Genomic DNA, 25,616 nt, shown 5'->3' with positions numbered 1-25,616 from the left:
TAAGGTTTTTGCTAATATACAGCTTCTCTTATCTTATTTTTGTTGACGTTGTTTCTAGTATCATTTATCATTATTAAGATGTATAATTTAGAAGGATTTATTTAGAATAAATTAAGTTAAAAATACTAAAATAAGGTATGTATATGGATAATAAAAGATTAAAAGAACAGAAAAGTAATACAGAAGAAATAAGATTAAATAAATTTTTAAGTGATGCAGGTTTTTGCTCAAGAAGACAGGCTGACAGATTAATAGAAGAAGGGCATGTTAAGGTAAACAACGAAACTGCTTTGATGGGGCAGAAAGTAACTTTGTTAGACAAAGTTACTGTTGATGGAAAAGAAGTTTCAAGAGAAGAAGAACAGATTGTTATAGCTTTTAATAAGCCTGTTGGAGTAGAATGTACAACTGACAAAAATAATCCCGATAATATTGTAGATTATATTAACTATAAGAAGAGAATTTATCCTATTGGAAGATTGGACAAGAATTCTCAAGGGTTAATATTGTTAACGAATGACGGGGCGTTGGTTAATAACATTTTAAAAGCTTCCAATTATCATGAAAAGGAATATGTTGTAACTGTTGATAAACCCATTACAGAGGAGTTTATCAAACAAATGTCCAAAGGAGTAAAAATATTAGACCAGGTTACAAGACCTTGCGTTGTTAAAAAAGTTAATAAACATACATTTAATATTATTTTAACTCAGGGCTTAAACAGACAGATTAGAAGAATGTGCGAAACTCTTGGCTTTAAAGTTCAGAAATTAAAAAGAGTCAGAATTATGGGAGTGCATTTGGATAATTTACCAATTGGAAATTATAGAAACTTAACAAATAGTGAATTAGATTCATTAAAGAAAAATTAAAGCGGTTTATCAAAATATGTAAGTGAGGATTAGATTTAAAGTGGATAAAAAAGAAAGAATCAAAGAGTTAGTAGATATATTAAATAAGGCGAGTAAAGCATACTATCAGGATGCAAAGGAAATAATGAGCAACTTTGAATATGATGCTTTATATGATGAATTAGTACAGTTAGAAAAAGATACAGGAATTGTTTTGGCGAACAGCCCCACAGTTAATGTAGGCTATGAGGTTGTAAGTGAACTTCCTAAAGAACAGCATGAAAGTCCAATGTTATCTTTGGACAAAACTAAGGAAGTAAATGTGCTGGCTGATTTCGCGGGAGACAAAAAATCATTATTGTCTTGGAAACTTGATGGCCTTACAGTGGTTTTAACATACGAGCAGGGAAAACTTTTTAAGGCTGTTACAAGAGGTAATGGTGAAATTGGTGAAGTTATAACAAATAATGCAAAAACATTCAAAAACATTCCTTTAAGCATTCCTTATGAGGGAAGATTGGTGTTACGTGGAGAAGCCATTATAAAATATTCTGATTTTGAAAAAATCAACAGGGAAATTGAGGATGCTCAGGCAAAATATAAGAACCCAAGAAATTTATGCTCAGGTTCCGTAAGACAATTAAACAGTGAAATTACTGCTAAAAGAAATGTAAACTTTATAGCTTTTGCCTTGATTAGTGCAGAAAATGTTGATTTTAAAAATTCAATTGAGCACCAATACTTATGGCTTGAACAACAGGGATTTGAAGTTGTTGAAAGAAAAGAAGTAACATCTTCAAATATGGAAGAAACTGTAAAGTATTTTGCAGAAAAAATCAAAGAATACGATTATCCTTCAGATGGTTTGGTTTTAATGTATGATGATATTGAATATGGTTTATCTTTAGGCAGAACTGCGAAGTTCCCAAGAAACGGAATTGCTTTTAAATGGGAAGATGAACAGGCTGAGACAACTTTAGAATATATCGAATGGAGTCCAAGCAGAACAGGTTTGATTAATCCTGTTGCAGTTTTTAAACCGGTAGAACTTGAAGGGACTACAGTTACAAGAGCAAGTGTTCACAATATCAGCATAATGGAGGAACTTAAATTAGGAGATGGGGATACAATTAAAGTGTACAAGGCTAATATGATTATCCCTCAAATTTCCGAAAACGTAACTAAATCAGGCAAGTGCATTATACCTGAAATTTGTCCGGCATGTGGAGAAAGAACAGAAATAAAAAATGACAACGGAGTAAAAACTTTATATTGTCCGAACAAACAATGCCCCGCAAAGCATGTTAAATTATATTCATTATTTGTTTCAAGAAATGCAATGAACATAGATGGATTATCAGAGGAAACTTTAGAGAAATTTATCGATGCAGGATACATTCACGAATTTGCGGATATATTTAATTTAAGCAGATATCAGAAAGAAATTGTGGAAACACCTGGATTTGGCCAAAAGTCTTACGACAATTTAATTGATTCCTTAAACAAGGCAAGAGAGGTAGAATTACATGCTCTTTTATATAGCCTGGGAATTCCGAATATCGGTGTGGCAAATGCCAAGCTTATTTGCAAATACTTTAATAATGATATTGAAAAAATCACACATGCTACAGCAGAAGAGTTAGTTAAAATAGATGGCATTGGTGACAAGATGGCTGTTAAATTTGTGGAGTATTTTTCTGATAAAGAAAATATTAAAAAGTTTAACAACCTATTAAATGAATTAACAATTATAAAAGAAGAAAACAACGAAGAACAAAACATGGCAGGTCTTAACTTTGTGGTTACAGGAAGTGTGGAAAGGTTTGCCAATCGTAATGAAGTAAAAGATTATATTGAAAAAAGAGGTGGCAAGGTTACAGGCTCAGTAACTTCAAAAACTAATTATTTAATTAATAATGATTTACTATCAAATTCTTCTAAAAACAAAAAAGCCAAGGAACTGGGTATAGAAATCATTAATGAAGAACAGTTTTTAGAGCGTTGGAAATAAAAAATAATATCTTAAGTATACACAGAAAAGCAGTTGACAATACAACTGCTTTTTATTTATAATTGGATTGTATTACACCAAGTAGTACAAATGAAAAAGAAAGGGGTAAGGAATGCTTACTGTAAATTTCAGTTCCAGAACACCGGTATATCAGCAGCTATACGATGATGTAATAAGACTGGTATCTTTAGGTGTTTTGAAAAGTGATACAAAATTACCACCGGTTAGAATTTTGGCTACAGAATTGGGAATTAATCCAAATACTGTTCAGAAGGCTTACAAAATGCTTGAAAAAGATGGATATATATATTCTACAGTAGGAAGAGGAAGTTTTGTTTCTAACAAGTTGGATCAAAACCAGGCAGAAAAAATCCAGGCGAAAAATGATTTGAAAGAATCAATAGATAAAGCATATAAAAAGGGGATTACCAAGGATGAAATGATTGAGTTGGTAGATGAAATTACAAGCGGAGGAAGAGTGAATGATTGAAATAAAAAATCTCACAAAAAGATTTGAAAAAACAGTCGCAATAAATAATTTAAACTGCGAAATATCAGAAGGAATGATATTCGGTTTGGCAGGTAGCAACGGCAGTGGAAAAAGTACATTACTTAGAACATTGTCTGGAGTTTATGAACCTAACCAGGGACAGGTTATAATTGACGGTCAGAATGCCTTTGATAACCATGTTATAAAAGAAAGATGTGCATACATTGCTGACTATCCGTATTTCTTTAATGATAGTACAGTTGATAAAATGGCAGACTTGTACAGAAAAATGTATTCAAACTGGAGCGAGGAACGTTATTTGAAATTATGTTCAATGTTTCCAATTGCAACAAACAAAAAAATTGTAAACATGAGTAAAGGTATGCAACGTCAGGCGTCTGTTATTTTGGCGTTTGCAACAAATCCTAAATATTTATTTTTAGATGAAATTTTTGACGGCCTTGATCCTGTAATAAGAAATACATTGAAAACATTGATAATTGAGGATGTAACAGACAGAGAGATGACATGTATTATAGCATCTCATAATCTTAGAGAAATAGATGATATTTGTGACAAAATCGTACTTTTACATAAAGGTACATTGGTAACTAATGAAGAGACCGATGAACTAAAAAGCCAGATGCATAAAATACAGCTTGCTTTTAATAAGTCAATTGACAGAAAAGTGTTTAGACAAATTGGGGCTGACATAATGAGACAGGTTGGAAATTATTATGTACTTATGGTAAAGGGAGATATTGAGGAAATCATGAAAGAATTAAATGAATTGGAACCTGCATTTATTGAGGTTATGCCTTCTACATTAGAAGAAGTATTTATAAGCAAAATGGAGGGGGTAGGATATGGCAAGTAATATACCGACAGCTTTCAGTCAAAGGAAGAAAGCTTTAAACTTATTTAGATGGACTAACAAAAGATACAGAGGCATATTAATTGCATATATTCTTTTATTATCAGTATCATCTCCTTTAATGGAACTTATTATTAAATTAAAAAACAGAAACATAGAAGAAGTTGTAAATGCGGCACCGGTGCTTATTGGAACAACATTTACATTAGTGGCAATGATTTTTTCTACAGTCTTTGCCTTTGTGTCATTTTCATACATACATAATAAAAGATGTGTGGATATGTTTGGTAGCTTTCCTGTAGATAGGGCGACAATGTTATTTACAAGATTGTTTTCTGTAATATTCCAGACAGTTATACCAATATTTATAGTTGGCTTAATTAGTGCAATGATGACTTTTGACTTGGATGGATTTTTGCACGTGTCAAGAAATGTATTGTTTGTTGCAATTGCTGTTGTAGGCAACGTGACATTTATTTCAGCAGTTTCACTTTGCTGTGGAACAGTTGTGGATACAGTTGTAAGTTATATAGCCATAAACGGAATTTATCCGGTATGCGTTTTGATTTGCTACCTGTTCCCAAATTCAATACTTCCGGGATACAGCGTAAAGTCAATGAATAACTACGAAATTTACACATTATTAAGTCCTTTCCTTGCACCGTTTGCAGGGGCTTTCGGAAAACACAATCTGCTCTATGTATTATGGTGGGTAGGTTTTAGTGTAGCATTACTTATTGCAAGTTACTATCTCGTTAAGAAAAGAAAAGTTGAAGTTGCACAGAACTCATCAATTCATATAGGACTTGAGCAGACTATAAAAGTATTTGCCGGTTTTGCAGTTGGTTTCTGTTTCGGCTGGATACTTGTTGCTATTTCTGGAAAAGAATCAACAGGGGTACAGTTTATATGGTTTACTGTTGGAATTTTAATTGGCACAATTGCAACAGTTATAATACTCCATTTAATTTATAACAGAAGTCTGTCTGACATTAGAAAAAGTGTTTTAGTAATAGGAATCGATATAGTTTTTGTATTCATTTTTTTAATTTCAATTGCCAGAGGCGGTTTAGGATTTGACAAGAGAATACCTAATGAAAAAGATGTAGAGGCAGTTGCAGTCTCAATGGACAGCAGTTCAAGCTTCATTGTAAACGGCGTTAATATTAGTGAGTATTACATTAAGGATAAGAACGCAATTGAGGCAACTTTAAATGCACATAGAGCTGTTGTTAAACAGGCACTTGAAGATAAGAGTATAATATATCCTATTTACGGAAGTAAAGATGTATCATTCGCAAAAGAAGGTGTGGATGAAATAACAAAGGATTATTATAGATTAAACATTTCATATAAGCTGAAAAATGGTTCTTATATAAACAGAACTTATGATGGATGTTTTTATGGGGATGAGTTTGACAGATTGTCAAAAATCGTTAAGAAACAAAATAATATAGTTGGTAATCTTATGAAAATACCTGCTTCCTATCTGTCGTATGTTGAGATAACTGACACTGTTAATGACAGAAGTACAGGTTTAGATGAATTTACTGAAAAAGGAAAGAAGGAAATTTACGAAGAACTGAGAAATGCAGCAAAGAAAGATTACGACCAAATGGGCGAAAAATTCTTTAGTACAAAGAACATGAAATGGCAGTTGTCATTATCCTTTATGGAGGATACTTATAACGGAGACGGCAATCAGATATACATAACCTTCAACATAAGTAAGAAGCACAAGAATCTATATAAATTCTTATTAGATAAAGGATATGAAAATGTTGAATTAATTAACTTAAAACAGGAAATGTATAGAGGTCAGGATAATAATTACGGCACAATGACCGGAAAAGAACGACGAACTGTTTATTTTAAAGTTCCAAAGTATTGGGACAATGCTAAGGAGATAAGAGCCTTTTTATATGACAGTGATGAATATAATTTCTACACAACATCTTTCAGTGTGAAAGAATCACAATGTGAGAGAGTGAAGGGAAATCTTTGGAAATATACATATTCTTTAGGTAGTAACATGGAAACAGGCACTTTAGATAAGGTGTTTGATAAAATTATGTTCTGTCAGGTAGAAGAGAATGGCGTACAGACTACAGGATGTGTAACATTACCTAAAAATAGGGAAAAGAAATGCCTGAAATTAAAAAACGGTAAGTTTGGTCTTAATGGTGATGGCATTAGAGATTCTTTATATAACTATAAGTGGGAAAAATTAAAGTAGTCTTATTGACCGAGAAGAAAATAGTGATATAATTGAATAAGGTTTTGACTTAAATGCACATATGTCAAAATATTATGACAAATTAATAATACGGAGGAATAAAAGATGGACAAGAAAAATATTGACTGGGCAAATCTTGGTTTTGGTTATGTAGATACTGACAAGAGATTTGTGGCAAATTTCAAAGATGGCAAGTGGGATGATGGAGTATTAACAGAGGACTCAAACGTAGTCATTAACGAATGTGCCGGAGTATTACAGTATGCTCAGACTATTTTCGAAGGAATGAAGGCGTACACAACAGAGGATGGACGCATAGTCACATTCCGTCCTGACTTAAACGCATCTCGTTTCGCTGATTCAGCAAGAAGATTAGAGATGCCTGTATTCCCAGAGGATAAATTCGTAAAAGCTATTAAGGAAACAGTAAAGGCTAACGCAGCATACGTTCCACCTTATGGTTCAGGAGCTACATTATATGTAAGACCTTATATGTTCGCAAGCTCAGCAGTAATTGGTGTTAAGCCTGCAGAAGAATATCAGTTCAGAGTTCTTACAACACCTGTAGGACCTTACTTTAAGGGCGGCGCAAAGCCAATTACAATTAAGGTTAGTGATTTTGATAGAGCAGCTCCTCATGGAACAGGACATATCAAAGCAGGTCTTAACTATGCAATGAGCTTACATGCAATTGTTACTGCACATGCAGAAGGTTTTGATGAGAACATGTACCTTGATGCAGCAACAAGAACAAAGGTAGAAGAAACAGGTGGTGCAAACTTCATTTTCGTAACAAAAGATAATAAAGTTGTTACTCCAAAGTCAAACAGTATTTTACCTTCAATTACACGTCGTTCAATTATGCATGTTGCAAAAGAATATCTTGGACTTGAAGTTGAAGAAAGAGAAGTATTCATCGATGAAGTTAAAGATTTTGCAGAATGTGGTTTATGTGGAACAGCAGCAGTTATTTCACCTGTTGGTAAGATTGTAAATCATGGCGAAGAAATCTGCTTCCCAAGTGGAATGGATGAAATGGGACCTATTACAAAGAAATTATATGAAACATTAACAGGTATCCAGATGGGCAGAATTGAAGCTCCAGAAGGCTGGTTAGTAGAAATTAAGTAATGACAATAAAAAGTCCGCTTATGTAACAGTAGGCGGGCTTATTTATTAATTGTGATTTCTTTGAAATCACAATTAATAAATAACGTTCCACTAGGGATGCACACTCGCGCAAAAGGAAAAATGTTGCTGAAGCAACATGCGCTCGGTGCGTAGAATGTCCCAAGGGACATTCTTAATTATATAATTGTGATTTCAAAGAAATCCCAATTAATTTGTTGTAGCTATTACTATTATGAAGGAGAAAAATATATATGTGGACAAGAGCAGAATTAAAAAGTACAGCCAGACAGATACTACAGAAGAATTACTGGAGTGGGGTACTTGTAACTTTGATATTATCCATTGTTATTGGTAATTTTAGTTTTGGAACATCAGTTAATTTTAATGACGTAACAGATTCCATAACTAACACGGGAAATTCTATTTTAACAGACAACTCTTATATGGGATATACAGATCAAAGTGTGAATTTACAGTTTAATATTTTAAGAACAAGATTACTGGGAATTATGAAAAATATTTCATACACACAGATTTCCATGGTGTTAATACTTGGAATAATCATTTTCCTAGCAGGTCTTGCTTTAGCTTTCTTAGTTTTTGCACAGTTAGAGGTTGGCTGTAAGAGATGGTTAATTAAAAACAGAACAGTGAATCCTCAATTTAGTGAAATGACAGAAGGGTTCAGAAATGGGTATTTAAACATTGCAAAAACAATGTTTTTAAAATCATTATATACATCATTATGGTCACTGTTATTTATTATACCCGGTATAGTTAAAATGTACGAATACAGAATGATACCATATTTGCTTGCTGAAAATCCTAATATGAGTTCCAGCGAAGCTTTTAGAAGAAGCAGACAAATGATGATGGGGAATAAAATGAATGCGTTTGTCCTTGACTTATCATTTATTGGTTGGAATATTTTGGCAGCGTTTACATGTGGTATACTTAACATATTCTATGTTGTACCATATAAATGTTTAACAGATGTAGAATTATACGTGACTCTATGTGGTTATCCTAAGCAGAATAATCAGCAACAGCATGATAATTTTAATACAAATTATGACAGTTACGAAGAAGTTTAGAAAAAAGTCACTTTTTGGAAACAAAATTCGATTATTATACTAGACAAAGGAATTATAATTTGTTAAAATTATAACAAAGTTGAAAATCTTTTTAAAAATTATATATATGGAGGATTAATATTATGTCAAAAAAAGTAGTTATTGCAGGCGCATGTCGTACAGCAATCGGTAAGATGGGTGGAGCTTTAAGCACAACTCCAGCACCAGTTTTAGGATCTATTGTTATTGAAGAAGCTCTTAAGAGAGCAGGCGTACCAAAGGACGCTGTTGATCACGTATACATGGGATGCGTTATCCAGGCTGGTCTTGGACAGAACGTAGCTCGTCAGGCTTCAATCAAGGCAGGTCTTCCAATTGAAACACCAGCAGTTACAGTAAACGTTGTTTGTGGATCAGGTCTTAACTGTGTAAACATGGCTGCGCAGATGATTAAAGCAGGAGATGCTGATATTGTTGTTGCAGGTGGTATGGAAAATATGTCAATGGCACCATACGCACTTCCAAAGGCAAGATTTGGTTACAGAATGAACAATGGTACAATCATTGATACAATGGTAAATGATGCTTTAACAGATGCATTCAACAACTACCACATGATGATTACTGCTGAAAACGTAGCTGAACAGTGGGGAATCTCAAGAGAAGAATTAGATGAATTCTCAGCAAACTCACAGCAGAAATGCGAAAAGGCTATGGCTGACGGTAAGTTCAAAGATGAAATCGTACCTGTTGTTGTTAAGAATAGAAAGGGCGATATCGTTGTAGATACAGATGAAGGACCAAGAGCTGGTACAACAGCTGAATCACTTGGTAAACTAAGATGCTGTTCAGGAAAGCCTGATGGTGTTATTACAGCAGGAAATGCTTCAGGTATTAACGATGGAGCTGCAGCAGTTGTAGTTATGAGCGAAGAAAAAGCTAAAGAATTAGGTGTTACACCTATGGCTACATTTGTTGCCGGAGCACTTGGTGGTGTTGCACCTGAAATCATGGGTGTTGGACCAGTTGCTTCAACAAAGAAAGTTATGGAAAAAACTGGCTTAACAGTTGATGATATGGACTTAATCGAAGCTAACGAAGCTTTCGCAGCACAGTCAGTAGCAGTTGCTAGAGACTTAAAGTTCGATATGAGCAAAGTAAACGTAAACGGTGGTGCTATCGCACTTGGACATCCGGTAGGAGCTTCAGGTTGCCGTATCCTTGTTACATTACTTCATGAAATGCAGAAGAGAGATGCTAAGAAGGGTCTCGCTACTTTATGTATCGGTGGCGGAATGGGTTGCTCAACAATCGTTGAAAGAGACTAATTGAATACATAAAAAGCTGGTGGCAATTTTTTACTACCAGCTTTTAGTGTGTTTTTCTACCATAAGAGTTTATCCAAACTCTTAATACAATTATAATTTTTTAAGGAGAAGTGATATGGAATTTATTACTTATGAACAGGATGGATTTGTTGGAGTAATTACAATCAACCGTCCAAAGGCATTAAATGCATTAAACAGCCAGGTTCTTGATGAATTAAATGCAACTCTAGATGCAGTTAATTTAGATGAAACAAGAGCATTAGTTTTAACAGGTGCAGGAGAAAAATCATTTGTAGCCGGTGCTGATATTGGAGAAATGTCAACATTAACAAAGGCTGAAGGTGAAGCATTTGGTAAAAAAGGAAACGATGTATTTAGAAAGTTAGAAACATTTGACATTCCTGTAATCGCTGCCGTAAACGGATTTGCTTTAGGTGGTGGATGCGAAATCTCAATGAGTTGTGATATTAGACTTTGTTCTGAAAATGCAATTTTCGGACAGCCTGAAGTAGGTCTTGGAATCACACCTGGATTTGGTGGAACACAAAGACTTGCAAGATTAGTTGGTCCTGGAATGGCTAAGCAGATGATTTACACAGCTAGAAACATTAAGGCTGATGAAGCTTACAGAATCGGTCTTGTAAATGCTGTATATCCACAGGAAGAATTATTAGATGCTGCAAAGAAGTTAGCTGCAACAATTGCTAAGCAGGCTCCTATCGCAGTTAGAGCTTGTAAGAAAGCTATCAACGATGGCCTTGATGCAAGCATGGATGATGCTATCGTTATTGAAGAAAAATTATTTGGAAGCTGCTTCGAAACAGAAGATCAGAAGGCAGGAATGGGTAACTTTCTTGAAAAAGATAAAGAAAAGAAGTTAAAAGTTGTTCCTTTCCAGAACAAATAATTAAATAAGGAAAACACCACATGGATTTAATTTCATTGTGGATACAATTTAAATTTTATAAAAATATTTTTGGAGGAAAATAAGATGAAAGTTGGAGTAATTGGTGCTGGTACAATGGGCCAGGGAATCGCAAAGGCTTTTGCTATGGTTGATGGTTACACAGTAGCTTTATGTGACATCAAGCAGGAATGGGCAGAAGGCGGAAAAGACAAGATTGCTAAAGGATATGCAAGACTTGTTGCAAAAGGAAAAATGACACAGGAACAGGTTGATGGTATTCTTGATAGCATCACACCAGGTCTTAAGGAAGACTTATGTGCAGATTGTGACTTAATCGTTGAAGCTGCATTTGAAAACATGGAAGTTAAGAAAACTACATTTAGTGAATTAGATAAGATTTGTAAGCCTGAATGTATCTTTGCTTCAAATACATCATCACTTTCTATCACAGAAATCGGAAATGGTCTTACACGTCCTATGATTGGTATGCATTTCTTCAACCCTGCTGATAGAATGAAATTAGTAGAAGTTATCGCAGGCGTTAATACACCTGACGAAACAGTAGAAGAAATCATTAAGATTTCAAAAGAAATTGGAAAGACACCTGTACAGGTAAATGAAGCTGCAGGATTTGTAGTAAACAGAATTTTAATTCCAATGATTAACGAAGCTGCTTTCATTAAGATGGAAGGTGTTTCAGATATCGCTGGTATTGATGCAGCTATGAAGCTTGGTGCTAACCACCCAATGGGACCACTTGAATTAGGTGATTTCGTTGGTTTAGATATCTGCCTTGCAATTATGGATGTACTTTATAATGAGACAGGAGATAGCAAATATCGTGCATGTCCATTAATCCGTAAGATGGTTAGAGGTGGAAATCTTGGTGTTAAATCAGGTAAGGGATTCTACGTTTATAACGCAGACCGTACAAAGACACCAGTAGATGCTCAGTAATTTAGAGCAAACTATAAATATGGAGGAAAGATAAATGGATTTTACTTTAAGCAAAAAACATGAAATGGCTAGAACTCTTTTCAAAGAATTCGCTGAAAATGAAGTTAAACCTCTTGCTCAGGAAACAGATGAAAATGAACAGTTTCCAGTAGAGACAGTTGAAAAGATGGCAAAATATGGTTTCCTTGGTATACCGGTTCCTAAGGAATACGGCGGACAGGGATGTGACGTTTTAACATATGTAATGTGTGTTGAAGAATTATCAAAAGTATGTGGTACAACAGGTGTTATCGTATCTGCACATACATCACTTTGTATCGATCCTATTATGACATTCGGTACAGAAGAACAGAAGAAGAAATATGTTCCAGATCTTGCAAGTGGTAAGAAGCTTGGAGCTTTCGGTCTTACAGAACCTGGTGCCGGTACAGACGCACAGGGACAGCAGACAAAGGCTGTATTTGATGAAGCTACAAATGAATGGGTATTAAACGGTTCTAAGTGCTTCATTACAAATGGTAAGTACGCAGATGTTTACATTGTAATCGCTGTAACAGGTAAAGTTGAAAAACGTGGTAGAATGATGAAAGAAATTTCAGCATTTATCGTTGAAAAAGGAACACCTGGATTTACATTTGGTACAAAAGAAAAGAAGATGGGTATCCGTGGTTCAGCTACATACGAATTAATCTTTGAAGATTGCCGTATCCCAGCTGAAAACTTACTTGGTAAGAAGGGTAAAGGTTTCGGTATCGCTATGCATACACTTGATGGTGGACGTATTGGTATCGCTTCACAGGCTCTTGGTCTTGCTGAAGGTGCTCTTGAAACAACAATCGAATATGTTAAGGAAAGAAAACAGTTCGGTAGAGCAATTGGTCAGTTCCAGAATACTCAGTTCCAGTTAGCAGATATGGCTACTAAGGTAGAAGCTGCTAAGATGTTAGTATACAAAGCTGCAAGAGCTAAAGATACTCAGAAGGAATATGGTTTCGAAGCTGCTCAGGCTAAATTATATGCAGCAGAAGTTGCAATGGAAGTTACAACTAAGGCTGTTCAGTTACACGGTGGTTATGGTTATATCAGAGAATATGACGTTGAAAGAATGATGAGAGATGCTAAGATTACAGAAATCTACGAAGGTACTTCAGAAGTTCAGCGTATGGTAATCTCTGCAAACTTATTAAAGTAATAGGAGGTACTAATCGTGAAAATTATCGTTTGTGTAAAACAGGTACCTGATACAAAGGGTGGAGTTAAATTTAACCCAGATGGTACATTAGATAGAGGTGCAATGCTTACAATTATGAACCCTGATGATAAGGCAGGCCTTGAAGCTGCACTTAGATTAAAAGATCAGTACGGTGCTGAAGTAACAGTTCTTACAATGGGACTTCCAAAGGCTGAAGACGTTCTTCGTGAAGCTATGGCTATGGGTGCTGACAACGGAATCTTAGTAACAGATAGAGTTTTAGGTGGTGCTGATACTTGGGCTACATCTACAACAATTGCTGGTGCTATTAGAAACATTAAGGATTATGACATTATTATTACAGGACGTCAGGCTATCGATGGTGATACAGCTCAGGTTGGACCACAGATTGCTGAACATCTTGGAATCCCTGTTATTTCATACGCTGAAGGTATTGAAGTTGACGGAGATAGCGTAATTGTTAAGAGACAGTATGAAGATAGACATCATATGCTTAAAGCTAAAATGCCTGTATTAATTACAGCTCTTTCAGAATTAAATGATCCTCGTTACATGACTCCAGGTGGAATTTTTGATGCTGTTGATGCTGAAATCACAACTTGGGGAAGAGCAGATTTAGTAGATGTAAACGATGGAGACCTTGGTCTTAAGGGTTCACCTACAAAGATTGCTAAGGCATCAGATAAGGTTCGTAAGGGTGCTGGAGAAAAGGTTGCTCCTGATTCACCTGATGAAGCAGTTGAGTACATCATGGACAAATTATTAACAAAGCACGTTATTTAGTAGAGAGGAGATTATAATTATGCAGAACATTAATTTAGAAGATTATAAAGGCGTATATGTCTTCGCTCAGCAGGTAGATAACGAATTAAGCGGTATCGCATTCGAGTTACTTGGAGAAGCAGGAAGACTTGCAAAACCATTAAATACAGAAGTAACAGCCGTACTTCTTGGATCAAACGTTGGAAATTTAGTTGATCAGTTAGCTGAATATGGCGCTGATAAGGTTATCGTTGTTGATAATCCTGAACTTGAAACATACAGAACAGAACCATATGCTCAGGCTTTAACAGCAGTTATTAATGAATTCAAGCCTGAAATTATGTTAGTTGGTGCTACAGCAATCGGTAGAGATTTAGGTCCTACAGTTTCAGCTAGAGTAGCAACAGGTCTTACAGCTGACTGTACAGTTCTTGAAATTGGTGATTTCCCAATCAACCCAATTCCAGGTAGAGAACAGAAACATAATCAGCTTCTTATGACTCGTCCTGCATTCGGTGGTAATACAATTGCTACTATTGCATGTCCAGATCATAGACCACAGATGGCTACTGTTCGTGCCGGTGTTATGCAGAAGGCAGAACCAAAGGCAGGTGCAAAGGCAGAAGTTATTAACTTTGACGCTAAGTTAGAAAAGAACAGCAAATATGTTGAAATTCAAGAAGTAATTAAGTCTGTAACAGAAACAGTTGACATTATGGACGCTAAGATTTTAGTATCAGGTGGACGTGGTGTTGGTTCAGCAGAAAACTTCAAACTTCTTGAAGATTTAGCAGAAGCTCTTGGTGGTGAAGTAGCATGCTCAAGAGCAGTAACAGATAACGGTTGGTTACCAGTTGACAGACAGGTAGGACAGACAGGTAAGACAGTTCGTCCACAGGTTTACTTTGCAATTGGTATTTCAGGTGCTATCCAGCACGTTGCCGGTATGGAAGAATCAGACCTTATTATCGCAATCAACAAAGACGAAGATGCTCCAATCTTTGACGTAGCTGATTACGGTATCGTAGGTGATTTAAACAAGATCGTACCACAGCTTACAGCAGCAATTAAGGCAACAACAAGTGAAAAATAATCGCGAAGCTTTGAGTAAAGCGACGTAAACATAAAAAGCGAGAAGGTGGAATCGTGCTTGCACGAATGAAACCTTCTCGCTTTTTATGTTATACGGGGCATTTTACGAATGCCGCGTGCTTCTAGATTTGTTTTACAAATCTAGAAGAAACGTCGCTTCAAAGAAATGAAAATATTTCATGGAAGTAAAAAAATAATTGAAAAACAACAATTTGGCGTAGGAAAAATTCATAATGATTATGGCAGAGGCTTCTATTGTACAGAATCATTAGAAATAGCCAAGGAATGGGCGTGTGATTATTTGGAAGGTGGATTTGCCAATGTATACGAATTAGATTGTGAAGAGTTGAAAATTTTGAATTTAAATGATAAAAAATAATATTTTACATTGGCTATCAATACTAATTCAAAATCGTACATTTAGCAGCAATAGTGTAATGGAAATAATGTCAAAAAAATTTCTTATGGAAAAATATAATATTGATATTAGTGAATATGATTTGATAATGGGTATAGAGCAGATGATTCTTATTTCAGATTTGCAGAAGACTTTTTAAATAATTCAATAAGTGTTGAAAAATTAGAAAGAGCAAAGGATATTAACATAGCCAGTGTGGGAACAGTAAAAAATATTGCTGAAACTTTAGGATGTAATATTGAAGAAATAATTTAATAAAGTTAAAAATGATTTTGCATGATTAAATAATTTTAGAAAAATGGTAGAAAATAATAGTAAATGTTAAAAAAATGAAAAAACACTGTAAAAACGTTTAAAAATCTGTTAATATTATAAGGCAATAGCAAATAATAAGAAAGGAAAGTATAGCTAGGCTATACAAAAGAGGAGAATGTTAGAAAAAATATTTAAACTCAAACAGAACAATACTTCTGTTAAGACAGAAGTAATTGCGGGTCTTACAACATTTATGACTATGGCATATATTCTTGCTGTAAACCCAAACATTTTAAGTGATGGTACAAATATGGATAAGGAAGCCATCCTTATTGCTACATGTTTAGCTTCATTTATTGGTACAATGTGTATGGCGTTTATGGCAAATCTTCCATTTGCTTTATCAGCAGGTCTTGGACTTAATGCATATTTTGCATACACAGTTTGTGGTGAAATGGGATACTCATGGCAGATAGCATTATTTGCAGTATTTGTTGAAGGTATTATTTTTATAATTCTTTCTTTAACAAATGTACGTGAAGCTATTTTTGATGCAATTCCATTTAATCTTAAGAAGGCAGTATCAGTTGGTATTGGTTTATTTATTGCTTTCATTGGTTTACAGAATGCAGGACTTGTTCAGAATTCTGATTCAACACTTGTTACTATTACAGACTTTACAAAGAATTTCCATACAGCAGGCATTACAGCATTATTAGCTGTTATTGGTGTATTTATTACAGCTATACTCTATATTAAGAGAGTAAAAGGATCAATTCTTATTGGTATCGTATCAACATGGATTCTTGGAATTATCAGTGAATTAGTAGGATTATATGTTCCTAACGCAAAAGAAGGAGTATTTTCAGTTATTCCAACTAATTTTGTAAGTTTTGATTTTTCAGCATTAGGAAAAACATTTGGTCAGTGCTTCAACCTTGACTTCAAGGCTGTTGGTCTTATTAACTTCATCATTGTTGTATTTGCATTCCTTTTTGTAGACTTATTCGATACATTAGGAACAATCATTGGTGTAAGTACAAAAGCAGGTATGCTTGATGAAGATGGTAAGTTACCAAAGATTAAACCTGCACTGTTATCTGATGCTATCGCTACATCAGCAGGTGCTATTCTTGGTACATCAACTACAACAACATTCGTTGAATCATCAGCAGGTGTAGCTGAAGGTGGTCGTACAGGTCTTACAGCAGTTGTTACAGGATTATTATTCTTAGTAGCTGTAATCTTTTCACCTTTATTTATTACAATTCCATCATTTGCAACAGCTCCTGCACTTATCATGGTTGGATTCCTTATGTTTGGAGCTATTACAGATATTAAGTTTACAGATGATAATTTAACAGAAGCTATTCCAGCTTACCTTTGCGTAATCGCAATGCCATTATTCTACAGCATTTCAGAAGGTATTTCTGTAGGAATTATCTCATATGTATTAATTAACTTAGTATGTGGAAAAGGTAAGAAGGTTAAACCTTTATTATATGTTTTAGCTGTATTATTTATTTTAAAATATATATTCTTATAAAATAATATAACTATAAGATTTGAAAATTGAATATTAACTGTATATATAATGTTATATGCAGACAAAATAAAGGTTATGGTACTAACTTGGTAGTTGGTATCATAACCTTTTATGTTATATATATATTTACCATTTTAGTCAAAGCAGTTATAATGTTAAAGAAGAAAAATGTATATATGAAAATATGTAAATAAGAAAATATATAGTGCTAATTAAAAATAGATAATGGAAAAAGCTAGGCGGAAGCATTGTATATAATGTAACATTCTTCCAAGGTATATTTACATAGACAATATATAAAATAGTTATATAGGAGAAATTTATGAATATAAAAATTGAGTGGAAACAGTGTTTGAAAATTGGAATAAGTATATTCGCACTTTTTTTGTGTATTAACTACTGGAATGCGGTAGCTAATACGATAAGTGTGTTTATTAGTGGTGTTACTCCGATTTTAATAGGGTGCGTGGTTGCGTATATGGTTAATATTTTTATGTCAGGACTTGAAAAAAGATATTTTCCTAACAGCACCAAAGAAGGTGTTATAAAAAGCAGAAGACCTGTATGCATGGTACTGGCAATCGTTATTGTTTTAGGTGTGATAGCACTTTTGATTTATATGATTATACCAGAATTAATCAGATGTATTGAGACTTTTATTAATGGCATGCCGAATTTAATAAAAGAAATTTCTCAAAATAAATATGTTAAAAGAATGGTTTCTCCGGAAACATTAGACCAACTAAAAAACATGAAATGGGATAGCTATTGGGAAAAAATAGGCGGCTTTCTGTTTTCAGGAATTGGTGGTGCGGTAAATGCAGTGGCTGCTGTTGCAAGTTCTGTCATATCTGTTGTGGCAACTATTTTAATTGGAATTATTTTTTCTATATATTTTCTAACAGGAAAAGAAAGATTAATTAATCAAACAAAAAGAGTAATAAAAGTTGTTTTTAAGGAAAAATGGTATAACAAAATAATGCATTATATTTATATTTTTGATGATTGTTTTCATGGTTATATTGTGGGCAAATTAATTGATGCAGTTGTCCTTGGTGGGATGTGTATGTTTACCATGTTTATTTTAAGATTGCCATATGCGGTTATGATTGGAACACTAATAGGTTTTACTGCATTAATACCGGTTGTTGGTGCATATGTAGGAACTGCTGTTGGAGCAATTATGGTATTAACTGAGTCACCAATGCAGGCTATTATATTTGTAATTATTATTTTGGTAATTCAGTTAGTAGAGGGAAATATAATTTATCCAAAAATCATGGGCAATTCAATAGGTCTTCCCGGAATTTGGGTTTTGGCAGCTGTAACTGTAGGCGGTAGTTTGTTTGGAATAATTGGTATGTTAATTGGTGTTCCAATTATTGCGGGATTCTATAAGATAGCATCTGAAAGTATTCATAAAAGGGAAGAAAAACTAAAATAAATCCTTTTAAAAAAGTGCAAAAACAACCCTAGAAATATTATTGAAAAAATACTACAAAAGGAGTATTATATATTTCGTAGAACTAACAAAAGTTAGTAAGGACAAACAACTAAGGAGGAAAAGAAAATGGATGTATTAAAGAAAGTAGGAATGTTCGCAGCTGGAACATTATTTGGAACAGCAGGAATTAAGGTTTTAACAAGCAAGGATGCAAAGAAAGTATATGCTAACTGTACAGCAGCAGTTTTAAGAGCTAAGGACTGTGTAATGGATACAGTTACAGCAGTACAGGAAAACGCAGAAGATATTTATTCAGAAGCACAGCAGATTAATGAAGAAAGAGCTGCTGAAGAAGATATTTTTGAAGATGAAGATGTAGTGGAAGACGAAGAAGGCGAAGAAGAATAATGAAATTTGTTATTAAACACGATATAAAAGGAAGAATTCGTGTACATTTCATTAATGGAAAAATGTCTTACAGAGACGCTGATATTGTTCAGTATTATTTTGAAAATCTGGATTGTATAGAAGCGTGTAAAGTGTTTAATAGAACAAATGACGTTGTACTTAATTATACATGTACACGAAATAACGTACTGAAACTTTTACAGACTTTTTCTTATAAAAAAGTTAATGTGCCTGATACATATTTAGAGAATACAGGTAGAGAACTAAACGAATATTATAAGGAAAAGCTTATTGACAGGGTAATGGTACGCTATGGATGTAAGTTTTTACTTCCAACAAGTGTAAAGATAGCATTGACAGTTTATAATGCTACAAAATATATCGTCAAAGGCATAAAGGTTTTGGCAAAAGGCAAACTGGAAGTGCCTGTTTTAGATGCTACAGCCATAGGTGTATCTGTATTCAGAGGAGATACATCTACAGCAGGCTCTATTATGTTTTTACTTGGTATAGGCGAGTTACTTGAAGAGTGGACTCATAAGAAATCTGTTAGTGACTTAGCAAAGAGCATGTCACTTAACATTGAAAAAGTCTGGGTTAAGCATGGTGAAATTGAAGAGCAGATTGAATATAACAAAGTTAAACCTGATGATATTGTAATTGCAAGAATCGGCGAGATGGTTCCTTTTGACGGAGTTGTAGTTTCCGGTGAAGCAATGATTAACCAGTCATCAATGACAGGAGAATCAATACCTGTAAGAAAGATTACTGATAATTATGTATATGCAGGAACTGTTATTGAAGAAGGTCAGATAGAAGTTAGAGTTAAACAGACAGGTGGAACAGGTAAGTTTGATCAGATTGTTACAATGATAGAAGAATCTGAAAAATTAAAATCTTCAATAGAAGGAAAAGCTGAACACTTAGCTGACAAACTTGTTCCATTTTCATTAGGTGGAACACTTTTAACATATCTGTTTACAAGAAATGCTACCAAGGCAATTTCTATACTTATGGTTGATTATTCCTGTGCATTGAAATTGGCTATGCCTGTTTCTGTGCTGGCAGCCATAAGACAGGCAAGAGAACATAATATTACAGTAAAAGGTGGTAAGTTCCTTGAAAAAGTTGCAGTAGCAGATACTATTGTGTTTGACAAAACCGGTACATTAACAAAATCTGAACCGGTTGTTGTGGATGTGGTGCCTTTTAACGGTTATTCAAAAGATGAACTTTTAAGAATAGCAGCCTGTTTAGAAGAACATTTTCCACATTCTATTGCAAACGCAGTGGTGAATAAAGCAATAGAAAGAAATTTAGTTCACGAAGAACTTCATAGCAAAGTTGAATATATAGTTGCCCATGGAATAGCTACAACTATTTCCGGAAAACGTGCAGTTATTGGAAGTTATCATTTTGTTATGGAAGATGAAGGCTGTGTTGTACCTGAAGGCAAGCAGGAATTATTTGATAGTTTACCTAATGAATATTCACATTTATATCTTGCAATTGAAGGCAAACTTGAAGCAGTAATATTAATTGAAGATCCTTTACGCGAAGATGCAAAGGACACAATTAAAAAGTTAAAGAAGAATGGCATTAAGAAAGTTGTTATGATGACTGGTGACAGTGACAGAACAGCAAAAGCCATTGCAAAAAAAGTCGGTATAGATGAATACTATTCAGAAGTTTTGCCGGAAGATAAGGCAAAGTTCGTAGACAAAGAAATTGCAATGGGACATTCTGTGATTATGATTGGAGATGGCATTAATGACTCACCTGCATTATCTAAAGCAGATGTTGGAATAGCCATGAACCATGGAGCACAGGTTGCAAAGGAAATTGCAGACATAACTATTGATGGCGAGGATTTAGGCCAGATAGTAACATTACTTAAAATAAGCAAATCATTAATGAAAAGAATTAATAGAAATTATCGGACAATTGTTTCCTTTAATAGCGGTTTGATTGTAATGGGAGTTGTAGGAATCATTGCACCTACAACATCAGCGCTGTTACATAATGCGTCTACTTTGGCAATTGGTTTAAGTAGCATGAAGGATTTAGATTTGGAAAGATAATAGTTGTGGTATAACACAAATAGTTGAGTGGAATATCATAGACAACAACTTGAAAATAAAGAATCAAAAGAGGACTATAGTTTGGATGTAGAAACATTCAGACTATGGTCTTTTTTTGCGCAATACGAAAAAAAGTTATTGAGGGGGAAATTCCTTTATTCCTACTAATTTTCTATGAAAAAATGAAAAAATTAAAAAAAACACTTGATTTTTTACTATAGTTAGAATATTATAACTGTAGTTAGATGTAACTAACTTCTTTTGAATAGACATTTGGACTCCGAAGAAAGCCCGGAGGGAGTAGCTACCCTCCCTTCGGAATCCTCCAAAAACAACCAGAAAGGTAAGAGAGGAGACACAATGAATTTTTTAGAAATTGAAAAAATTATTGGAAGAGAGATTAAGTAAGGGAATTGAACTAAACTGTGGTAATTCGATTTTAATTAAGTTAAATCAAATCGGTTCGGTTTCTGAAACATTAGAAGCCATTAAGATGGCACATAAAGCAGGATATACAGCAATATCTTCGCACCGTTCAGGAGAAACAGAAGATACAACAATCGCAGATTTAGCCGTAGCACTTAATACTTGTCAGATTAAAACAGGAGCACCAAGTAGAAGTGAAAGGGTTGCAAAATACAACCAGCTTTTAAGAATAGAAGAACAGTTAGGAGATGCGGCTGTTTATCCTGGAATTAAAGCTTTTAATATTGAAAAAATATAAAAAAGTATTTTAAGAGGAAAAAATATGGTTGAAAAATATTTAATTGAATGGTGTTCATCCACTTTGGCGTCGTTAAAGACTGCAAGCCTTTTTAATTGGCACTACGTTCACGACAATATTACTTTAGAACAAGTGAAAAGCAGTATTGATGAAATGAATGAAAAATTCAAAGAAAAAGGAATTCAGATTGAAATACTTCGTGAAGAAGAAACCTGGGCGCTTATTTATGTGTACAGAGTAAAAAAACTTGAAGAAGACTTAAAGAAAAATGAGGTTAGTAAATTTTTAAGAGAAAATGGGTACAAAGAGACTTGTGTAAATTATGCGATAAGCTTACTTAAAAAAAGACTAATGGATTTAAAAGCGTTCTCGCATGAAATAGGAGTGTTTTTAGGATATCCAATAGAAGATGTTATAGGGCTTATTAATAATAAAGGGTGCAATTTTAAATGTTGCGGGTATTGGAAAGTTTACGGGGATAAAGAGAAAGCAATCAAAGAATTTGCAAGGTATGATAAGTGCAGAATGATTTATACAAAGTTATGGAATCAGGGGAGAAGCATATTGAAATTAACGGTGGCAGCATAACTGTTTAAAATATATTTTTCAACAATATTTATTTCATGTTTTGAAATAATAAGGGGTTAGATGGAAAATAAAACTATGAAATGGGAAAGAGTAAAAATAACGAAAAATAAAAATATGTACTTTAATGAAGAATGTGAAGTATAAGAACTATGGAAACTACAGAATTAAACACAAAAAAGACTAAATAAATAATGTAATTATTATAGTAGAAAGAAGGAAAAAAATGAGTAAAATAGCAGTAGTATTTTGGAGTGGAACAGGAAATACAGGAGTAATGGCTACTAATGTTGCAGAAGGTGCAAAAGAAGCCGGAGCAGAAGTTGATGTAATATATGTATCAGACTTTAGTGCTGATAAGATGGATGATTATGACGCAATCGCATTTGGTTGTCCTTCAATGGGAGCTGAGCAGTTAGAAGAAAGTGAATTCGAACCTGTATTCTTAGCTTGCGAACCAAAATTAAACGGCAAGAAGATTGCTTTATTTGGTTCATACGGCTGGGGCGATGGCGAATGGATGAGAAACTGGGAAGAAACATGCAAAAACGACGGTGCAGTTTTAGCAACAGATTTTGTAATCTGTAATGAAGCACCTGACGATGATGCAATTGAACAGTGTAAAGCTTTAGGAAAAGCATTAGTTTAGGTTACTATTTTAAATATCTATATAAGGGCAATTAAAAATATAGGTATTTAATTTAATAATACATACACGATACTTACATATATTTTGTAATTTTAATCTTAATCCAAAAAAGGCCGAAGCATTAGTGCTTCGGTTCTTTTTTTCTTGACCGAATTATGTGTAAGTGCTATTATTTAAGATAGTTTATAACGGATTACTATGTTATATATATTAAATAAAAAAATGTGAGGTATACGAAGATGACAAAGAGTTTTGACGATTTACTAGCAAAGGTTTCACAGTGTTCAAAGAAGACTGTAGCAGTTGCCTGTGCACAGGATGATGCGGTACTTGAAGCTGTAAAGGCTGCAAAAGAAAGAGGAATTGCAGATGCAATTTTAGTAGGCAATGAAGCTGAAATTAAAACTATTGCAAGAACATTAAAAATGCATATAAATGAATATAAGATTATTAACGTAGAGGATCCTGTTGAGGCAGCAAGAACAGCAGTAAAGTTAGTTCATGATGGCGAAGCAGACATGTACATGAAGGGACTTATTGATACTAAGACATTCTTAAAGAGTGTACTTGATAAGGAAGTTGGTCTTAGAACAGATAAAACATTATCACACGTTTGTGTATTTGAAATCAAAGGTGTTGATCACTTATTATTCTTATCAGATGTTGCTTTTGTACCATATCCTGATTTAGCTACAAAAGCAAATATTATTAAGAATACAGTAGAAATTGCTCACGCATGTGGAGTTGAATGCCCTAAGGTTGCACCAATTGCAGCAGTTGAAGTTGTTAATCCAAAGATGCCATGTACAGTAGAGGCTGATGAGTTAACAAAGATGAATGAAAATGGTGAAATCACAGGTTGCATCGTTGATGGACCACTTTCACTTGACTTAGCAATTGAACCACAGGCAGCTTTCCATAAGGGAACAACAGACAGAAAGATTGTTGGTGATGCTGATGTATTATTATTCCCTGACATTCATGCAGGAAACATTACATACAAGTGCTTAGTTCATACAGCTGAATGTAAGAACGGTAACATCTTAACAGGTACAAGCGCACCTGTTATCTTAACATCACGTTCAGATGAATTTGAAGTAAAGGTAAATTCTATTGCTTTAGCAGCGATTGTAGCTGAAGCAATGAACAAATAAATATGACTTTTTATTCGCCCGTTAATTGCGGGCGATAATCTATATATTAAAAATAAGGAGATTTTAAAATGGCTTATAAGATTTTAATTATCAATCCTGGTTCAACATCAACAAAGATTGGTGTATACGAAGATGAAACACAGGTAATGGAAGAAACACTTAGACATTCAACAGAAGAGATTGCAAAATATGAAACAATTTATGCACAGAAAGATTTCCGTAAGGAAGTTATTTTAAATGTACTTAAAGAAAAGAATGTTGACTTAAACGATATAGATGTAGTAGTTGGACGTGGTGGTTTGTTAAAACCAATTCCAGGTGGTACATACGCAACAACACCTGAATTATTAGAAGACCTTAAGATTGGAAAACAGGGACAGCACGCATCAAACCTTGGTGGTATTTTAGCACATGAAATCGCTGCTGAAATTAATGTACCATCATATATCGTTGATCCTGTAGTAGTTGACGAACTTCAGGATGTAGCAAGATTATCAGGACATCCTTTATTCCCACGTATTTCAATTTTCCATGCATTAAATCAGAAGGCTGTTGCTAAGAGATATGCAAAGGAAGTTGGAAAGGCTTATGAAGACCTTAACTTAATCGTTGTACATATGGGTGGTGGTGTTTCAGTTGGAGCACATAAGAATGGTAAAGTTGTTGATGTTGCAAACGCATTAGACGGAGACGGCCCATTCTCACCTGAAAGATCAGGTGGTCTTCCATCAGGTTCATTAATGAAACTTTGCTTTAGTGGTAAATACACAAAAGAAGAAGTTGGCAAGATGATTAACGGTAATGGTGGATTTAACGCATACGTTGGAACAAATGATATGAGAGATCTTTTAAAGATGGCTGAAAATAATGATGAAAAGGCTCAGTTAGTAATGGACGCTTTCCATTATCAGCTAGAAAAAGAAATCGGTGCAATGGCAGTTGTTCTTGGCGGAAAAGTTGACCAGATTATCTTAACAGGTGGTATTGCATATAGTGCAAATACTCAGAATCACATGAAGAATGCCGTAGAATGGATTGCTCCAGTTACAATTTATCCTGGAGAAGATGAACTTCTTGCATTAGCTCAGGGTGCTCTTAGAGTTATGAAGGGTGAAGAAGAAGCTAAAGTATACTAGGAGAAATTAATGAAGAAAAAACTTATAAGATCATCAAGTGACAGAATGTTATGTGGTGTATGTGGCGGTCTTGGAATTTATTTTAATATAGACTCAACAATGGTAAGGCTTATTTGGACAGTAGTTACTTTATGTTCCTGTGGTACAGGAATTTTAGCCTATATAATTGCCACATTAATAATTCCTAATGATGATATAATACAGTAGTGAATATATTTCAGATTTTAAGGAAGAATATATAATATAAATAAAGGCTATGGAGATTTAGAGAATTTGTCTCTAATATTCATA

General features: G+C 34.2%; 23 protein-coding genes and 1 pseudogene. All 24 read left to right on the top strand.

Going from position 1 to position 25,616, the window contains the following annotated elements; genetic code table 11:
* Positions 1–143: 143 nt before the first annotated feature.
* The 24 genes and pseudogenes from ACZM4J_RS07805 to ACZM4J_RS07690 all read left to right on the top strand — a co-directional run bounded on the left by ACZM4J_RS07805 (position 144) and on the right by ACZM4J_RS07690 (position 25,532).
* Positions 144–872, top strand: coding sequence for a pseudouridine synthase (locus ACZM4J_RS07805; RefSeq protein ID WP_302690061.1), 729 nt, complete (start codon positions 144–146; stop codon positions 870–872).
* Positions 873–912: 40 nt separating this feature from the next.
* The gene (gene ligA / locus ACZM4J_RS07800; protein WP_022165363.1) at positions 913–2,862 is read left to right on the top strand and encodes an NAD-dependent DNA ligase LigA; all 1,950 of its coding nucleotides are present in this window, start codon (positions 913–915) and stop codon (positions 2,860–2,862) included.
* 112 nt (positions 2,863–2,974) lie between these two features.
* Entirely contained in the window at positions 2,975–3,352 is a 378-nt protein-coding gene (locus ACZM4J_RS07795) for a GntR family transcriptional regulator (RefSeq protein WP_022165362.1), read from the top strand.
* Positions 3,345–4,229 (top strand): ABC transporter ATP-binding protein, encoded by an 885-nt coding sequence (locus ACZM4J_RS07790; protein WP_022165361.1) that lies wholly within the window; start codon positions 3,345–3,347, stop codon positions 4,227–4,229. The genes ACZM4J_RS07795 and ACZM4J_RS07790 overlap by 8 nt, the downstream gene beginning before the upstream one ends.
* Entirely contained in the window at positions 4,219–6,462 is a 2,244-nt protein-coding gene (locus tag ACZM4J_RS07785) for a hypothetical protein (protein ID WP_428244780.1), read from the top strand. The genes ACZM4J_RS07790 and ACZM4J_RS07785 overlap by 11 nt, the downstream gene beginning before the upstream one ends.
* Before the next feature lie 105 nt (positions 6,463–6,567).
* Positions 6,568–7,593 (top strand): branched-chain amino acid aminotransferase, encoded by a 1,026-nt coding sequence (locus ACZM4J_RS07780; RefSeq protein ID WP_022165359.1) that lies wholly within the window; start codon positions 6,568–6,570, stop codon positions 7,591–7,593.
* 251 nt (positions 7,594–7,844) lie between these two features.
* Entirely contained in the window at positions 7,845–8,687 is an 843-nt protein-coding gene (locus ACZM4J_RS07775; protein WP_022165358.1) for a DUF975 family protein, read from the top strand.
* 122 nt (positions 8,688–8,809) lie between these two features.
* On the top strand, positions 8,810–9,994 hold the full coding sequence (locus ACZM4J_RS07770; RefSeq protein ID WP_022165357.1) for an acetyl-CoA C-acetyltransferase: 1,185 nt from the start codon (positions 8,810–8,812) through the stop codon (positions 9,992–9,994).
* Positions 9,995–10,109: 115 nt separating this feature from the next.
* Positions 10,110–10,901 (top strand): enoyl-CoA hydratase-related protein, encoded by a 792-nt coding sequence (locus ACZM4J_RS07765; RefSeq protein ID WP_022165356.1) that lies wholly within the window; start codon positions 10,110–10,112, stop codon positions 10,899–10,901.
* 84 nt (positions 10,902–10,985) lie between these two features.
* Positions 10,986–11,858 (top strand): 3-hydroxyacyl-CoA dehydrogenase family protein, encoded by an 873-nt coding sequence (locus tag ACZM4J_RS07760; RefSeq protein WP_022165355.1) that lies wholly within the window; start codon positions 10,986–10,988, stop codon positions 11,856–11,858.
* A 34-nt stretch (positions 11,859–11,892) separates the two neighbouring features.
* Complete coding sequence (locus ACZM4J_RS07755; RefSeq protein WP_022165354.1) at positions 11,893–13,050, top strand: acyl-CoA dehydrogenase; 1,158 nt, start codon at positions 11,893–11,895, stop codon at positions 13,048–13,050.
* A gap of 15 nt (positions 13,051–13,065) precedes the next feature.
* Entirely contained in the window at positions 13,066–13,854 is a 789-nt protein-coding gene (locus tag ACZM4J_RS07750) for an electron transfer flavoprotein subunit beta/FixA family protein (protein ID WP_022165353.1), read from the top strand.
* Positions 13,855–13,882: 28 nt separating this feature from the next.
* A complete protein-coding gene (locus ACZM4J_RS07745) occupies positions 13,883–14,926 on the top strand; it encodes an electron transfer flavoprotein subunit alpha/FixB family protein (protein ID WP_428245277.1) in 1,044 nt (347 codons plus the stop codon).
* Between the two features lie 165 nt (positions 14,927–15,091).
* The gene (locus ACZM4J_RS07740) at positions 15,092–15,304 is read left to right on the top strand and encodes a DUF3990 domain-containing protein (RefSeq protein ID WP_022166033.1); all 213 of its coding nucleotides are present in this window, start codon (positions 15,092–15,094) and stop codon (positions 15,302–15,304) included.
* Positions 15,305–15,773: 469 nt separating this feature from the next.
* A complete protein-coding gene (locus ACZM4J_RS07735; RefSeq protein ID WP_022166032.1) occupies positions 15,774–17,144 on the top strand; it encodes an NCS2 family permease in 1,371 nt (456 codons plus the stop codon).
* Between the two features lie 322 nt (positions 17,145–17,466).
* Complete coding sequence (locus ACZM4J_RS07730; protein WP_428244779.1) at positions 17,467–18,588, top strand: AI-2E family transporter; 1,122 nt, start codon at positions 17,467–17,469, stop codon at positions 18,586–18,588.
* A 126-nt stretch (positions 18,589–18,714) separates the two neighbouring features.
* Positions 18,715–18,996 (top strand): DUF6110 family protein, encoded by a 282-nt coding sequence (locus ACZM4J_RS07725; RefSeq protein ID WP_022166031.1) that lies wholly within the window; start codon positions 18,715–18,717, stop codon positions 18,994–18,996.
* The gene (locus tag ACZM4J_RS07720; protein ID WP_022166030.1) at positions 18,996–21,077 is read left to right on the top strand and encodes a heavy metal translocating P-type ATPase; all 2,082 of its coding nucleotides are present in this window, start codon (positions 18,996–18,998) and stop codon (positions 21,075–21,077) included. Before ACZM4J_RS07725 ends, ACZM4J_RS07720 begins: the two co-directional genes overlap by 1 nt.
* A gap of 394 nt (positions 21,078–21,471) precedes the next feature.
* Positions 21,472–21,801, top strand: a pseudogene (eno, locus tag ACZM4J_RS07715) (phosphopyruvate hydratase); the annotation flags it as partial.
* A 24-nt stretch (positions 21,802–21,825) separates the two neighbouring features.
* Positions 21,826–22,389 carry a DUF3793 family protein gene (locus ACZM4J_RS07710; RefSeq protein WP_489485934.1) on the top strand — a complete coding sequence of 188 codons (564 nt, stop codon included), beginning with the start codon at positions 21,826–21,828 and terminating at the stop codon, positions 22,387–22,389.
* Positions 22,390–22,612: 223 nt separating this feature from the next.
* Positions 22,613–23,035 (top strand): flavodoxin, encoded by a 423-nt coding sequence (locus tag ACZM4J_RS07705; protein WP_302690264.1) that lies wholly within the window; start codon positions 22,613–22,615, stop codon positions 23,033–23,035.
* A 239-nt stretch (positions 23,036–23,274) separates the two neighbouring features.
* The gene (gene ptb / locus ACZM4J_RS07700) at positions 23,275–24,189 is read left to right on the top strand and encodes a phosphate butyryltransferase (protein WP_022166026.1); all 915 of its coding nucleotides are present in this window, start codon (positions 23,275–23,277) and stop codon (positions 24,187–24,189) included.
* A 68-nt stretch (positions 24,190–24,257) separates the two neighbouring features.
* On the top strand, positions 24,258–25,325 hold the full coding sequence (gene buk / locus ACZM4J_RS07695; RefSeq protein WP_022166025.1) for a butyrate kinase: 1,068 nt from the start codon (positions 24,258–24,260) through the stop codon (positions 25,323–25,325).
* 9 nt (positions 25,326–25,334) lie between these two features.
* Positions 25,335–25,532: a PspC domain-containing protein gene (locus ACZM4J_RS07690; protein WP_489485933.1), complete on the top strand. Its 198-nt coding sequence runs from the start codon at positions 25,335–25,337 to the stop codon at positions 25,530–25,532.
* Positions 25,533–25,616: the final 84 nt, after the last annotated feature.

Source organism: Eubacterium sp. (genome assembly GCF_057858645.1).
The sequence above is the reverse complement of the archived record's forward strand: the minus strand, read 5'-3'. Positions and strand labels throughout refer to the sequence as shown.

Bases quoted from the DNA above. Each gene is read 5' to 3' on its own strand.
- ACZM4J_RS07720 (WP_022166030.1), top strand. From the start codon at position 18,996: ATGAAATTTGTTATTAAACACGATATAAAAGGAAGAATTCGTGTACAT.
- ACZM4J_RS07795 (WP_022165362.1), top strand. From the start codon at position 2,975: ATGCTTACTGTAAATTTCAGTTCCAGAACACCGGTATATCAGCAGCTA.
- buk (WP_022166025.1), top strand. From the start codon at position 24,258: ATGGCTTATAAGATTTTAATTATCAATCCTGGTTCAACATCAACAAAG.
- ACZM4J_RS07725 (WP_022166031.1), top strand. From the start codon at position 18,715: ATGGATGTATTAAAGAAAGTAGGAATGTTCGCAGCTGGAACATTATTT.
- ACZM4J_RS07705 (WP_302690264.1), top strand. From the start codon at position 22,613: ATGAGTAAAATAGCAGTAGTATTTTGGAGTGGAACAGGAAATACAGGA.
- ACZM4J_RS07730 (WP_428244779.1), top strand. From the start codon at position 17,467: ATGAATATAAAAATTGAGTGGAAACAGTGTTTGAAAATTGGAATAAGT.
- ACZM4J_RS07765 (WP_022165356.1), top strand. From the start codon at position 10,110: ATGGAATTTATTACTTATGAACAGGATGGATTTGTTGGAGTAATTACA.
- ACZM4J_RS07690 (WP_489485933.1), top strand. From the start codon at position 25,335: ATGAAGAAAAAACTTATAAGATCATCAAGTGACAGAATGTTATGTGGT.
- ACZM4J_RS07760 (WP_022165355.1), top strand. From the start codon at position 10,986: ATGAAAGTTGGAGTAATTGGTGCTGGTACAATGGGCCAGGGAATCGCA.
- ACZM4J_RS07755 (WP_022165354.1), top strand. From the start codon at position 11,893: ATGGATTTTACTTTAAGCAAAAAACATGAAATGGCTAGAACTCTTTTC.
- ACZM4J_RS07710 (WP_489485934.1), top strand. From the start codon at position 21,826: ATGGTTGAAAAATATTTAATTGAATGGTGTTCATCCACTTTGGCGTCG.
- ACZM4J_RS07775 (WP_022165358.1), top strand. From the start codon at position 7,845: ATGTGGACAAGAGCAGAATTAAAAAGTACAGCCAGACAGATACTACAG.
- ACZM4J_RS07735 (WP_022166032.1), top strand. From the start codon at position 15,774: ATGTTAGAAAAAATATTTAAACTCAAACAGAACAATACTTCTGTTAAG.
- ACZM4J_RS07785 (WP_428244780.1), top strand. From the start codon at position 4,219: ATGGCAAGTAATATACCGACAGCTTTCAGTCAAAGGAAGAAAGCTTTA.
- ACZM4J_RS07790 (WP_022165361.1), top strand. From the start codon at position 3,345: ATGATTGAAATAAAAAATCTCACAAAAAGATTTGAAAAAACAGTCGCA.
- ACZM4J_RS07805 (WP_302690061.1), top strand. From the start codon at position 144: ATGGATAATAAAAGATTAAAAGAACAGAAAAGTAATACAGAAGAAATA.
- ACZM4J_RS07780 (WP_022165359.1), top strand. From the start codon at position 6,568: ATGGACAAGAAAAATATTGACTGGGCAAATCTTGGTTTTGGTTATGTA.
- ptb (WP_022166026.1), top strand. From the start codon at position 23,275: ATGACAAAGAGTTTTGACGATTTACTAGCAAAGGTTTCACAGTGTTCA.
- ACZM4J_RS07740 (WP_022166033.1), top strand. From the start codon at position 15,092: ATGAAAATATTTCATGGAAGTAAAAAAATAATTGAAAAACAACAATTT.
- ACZM4J_RS07770 (WP_022165357.1), top strand. From the start codon at position 8,810: ATGTCAAAAAAAGTAGTTATTGCAGGCGCATGTCGTACAGCAATCGGT.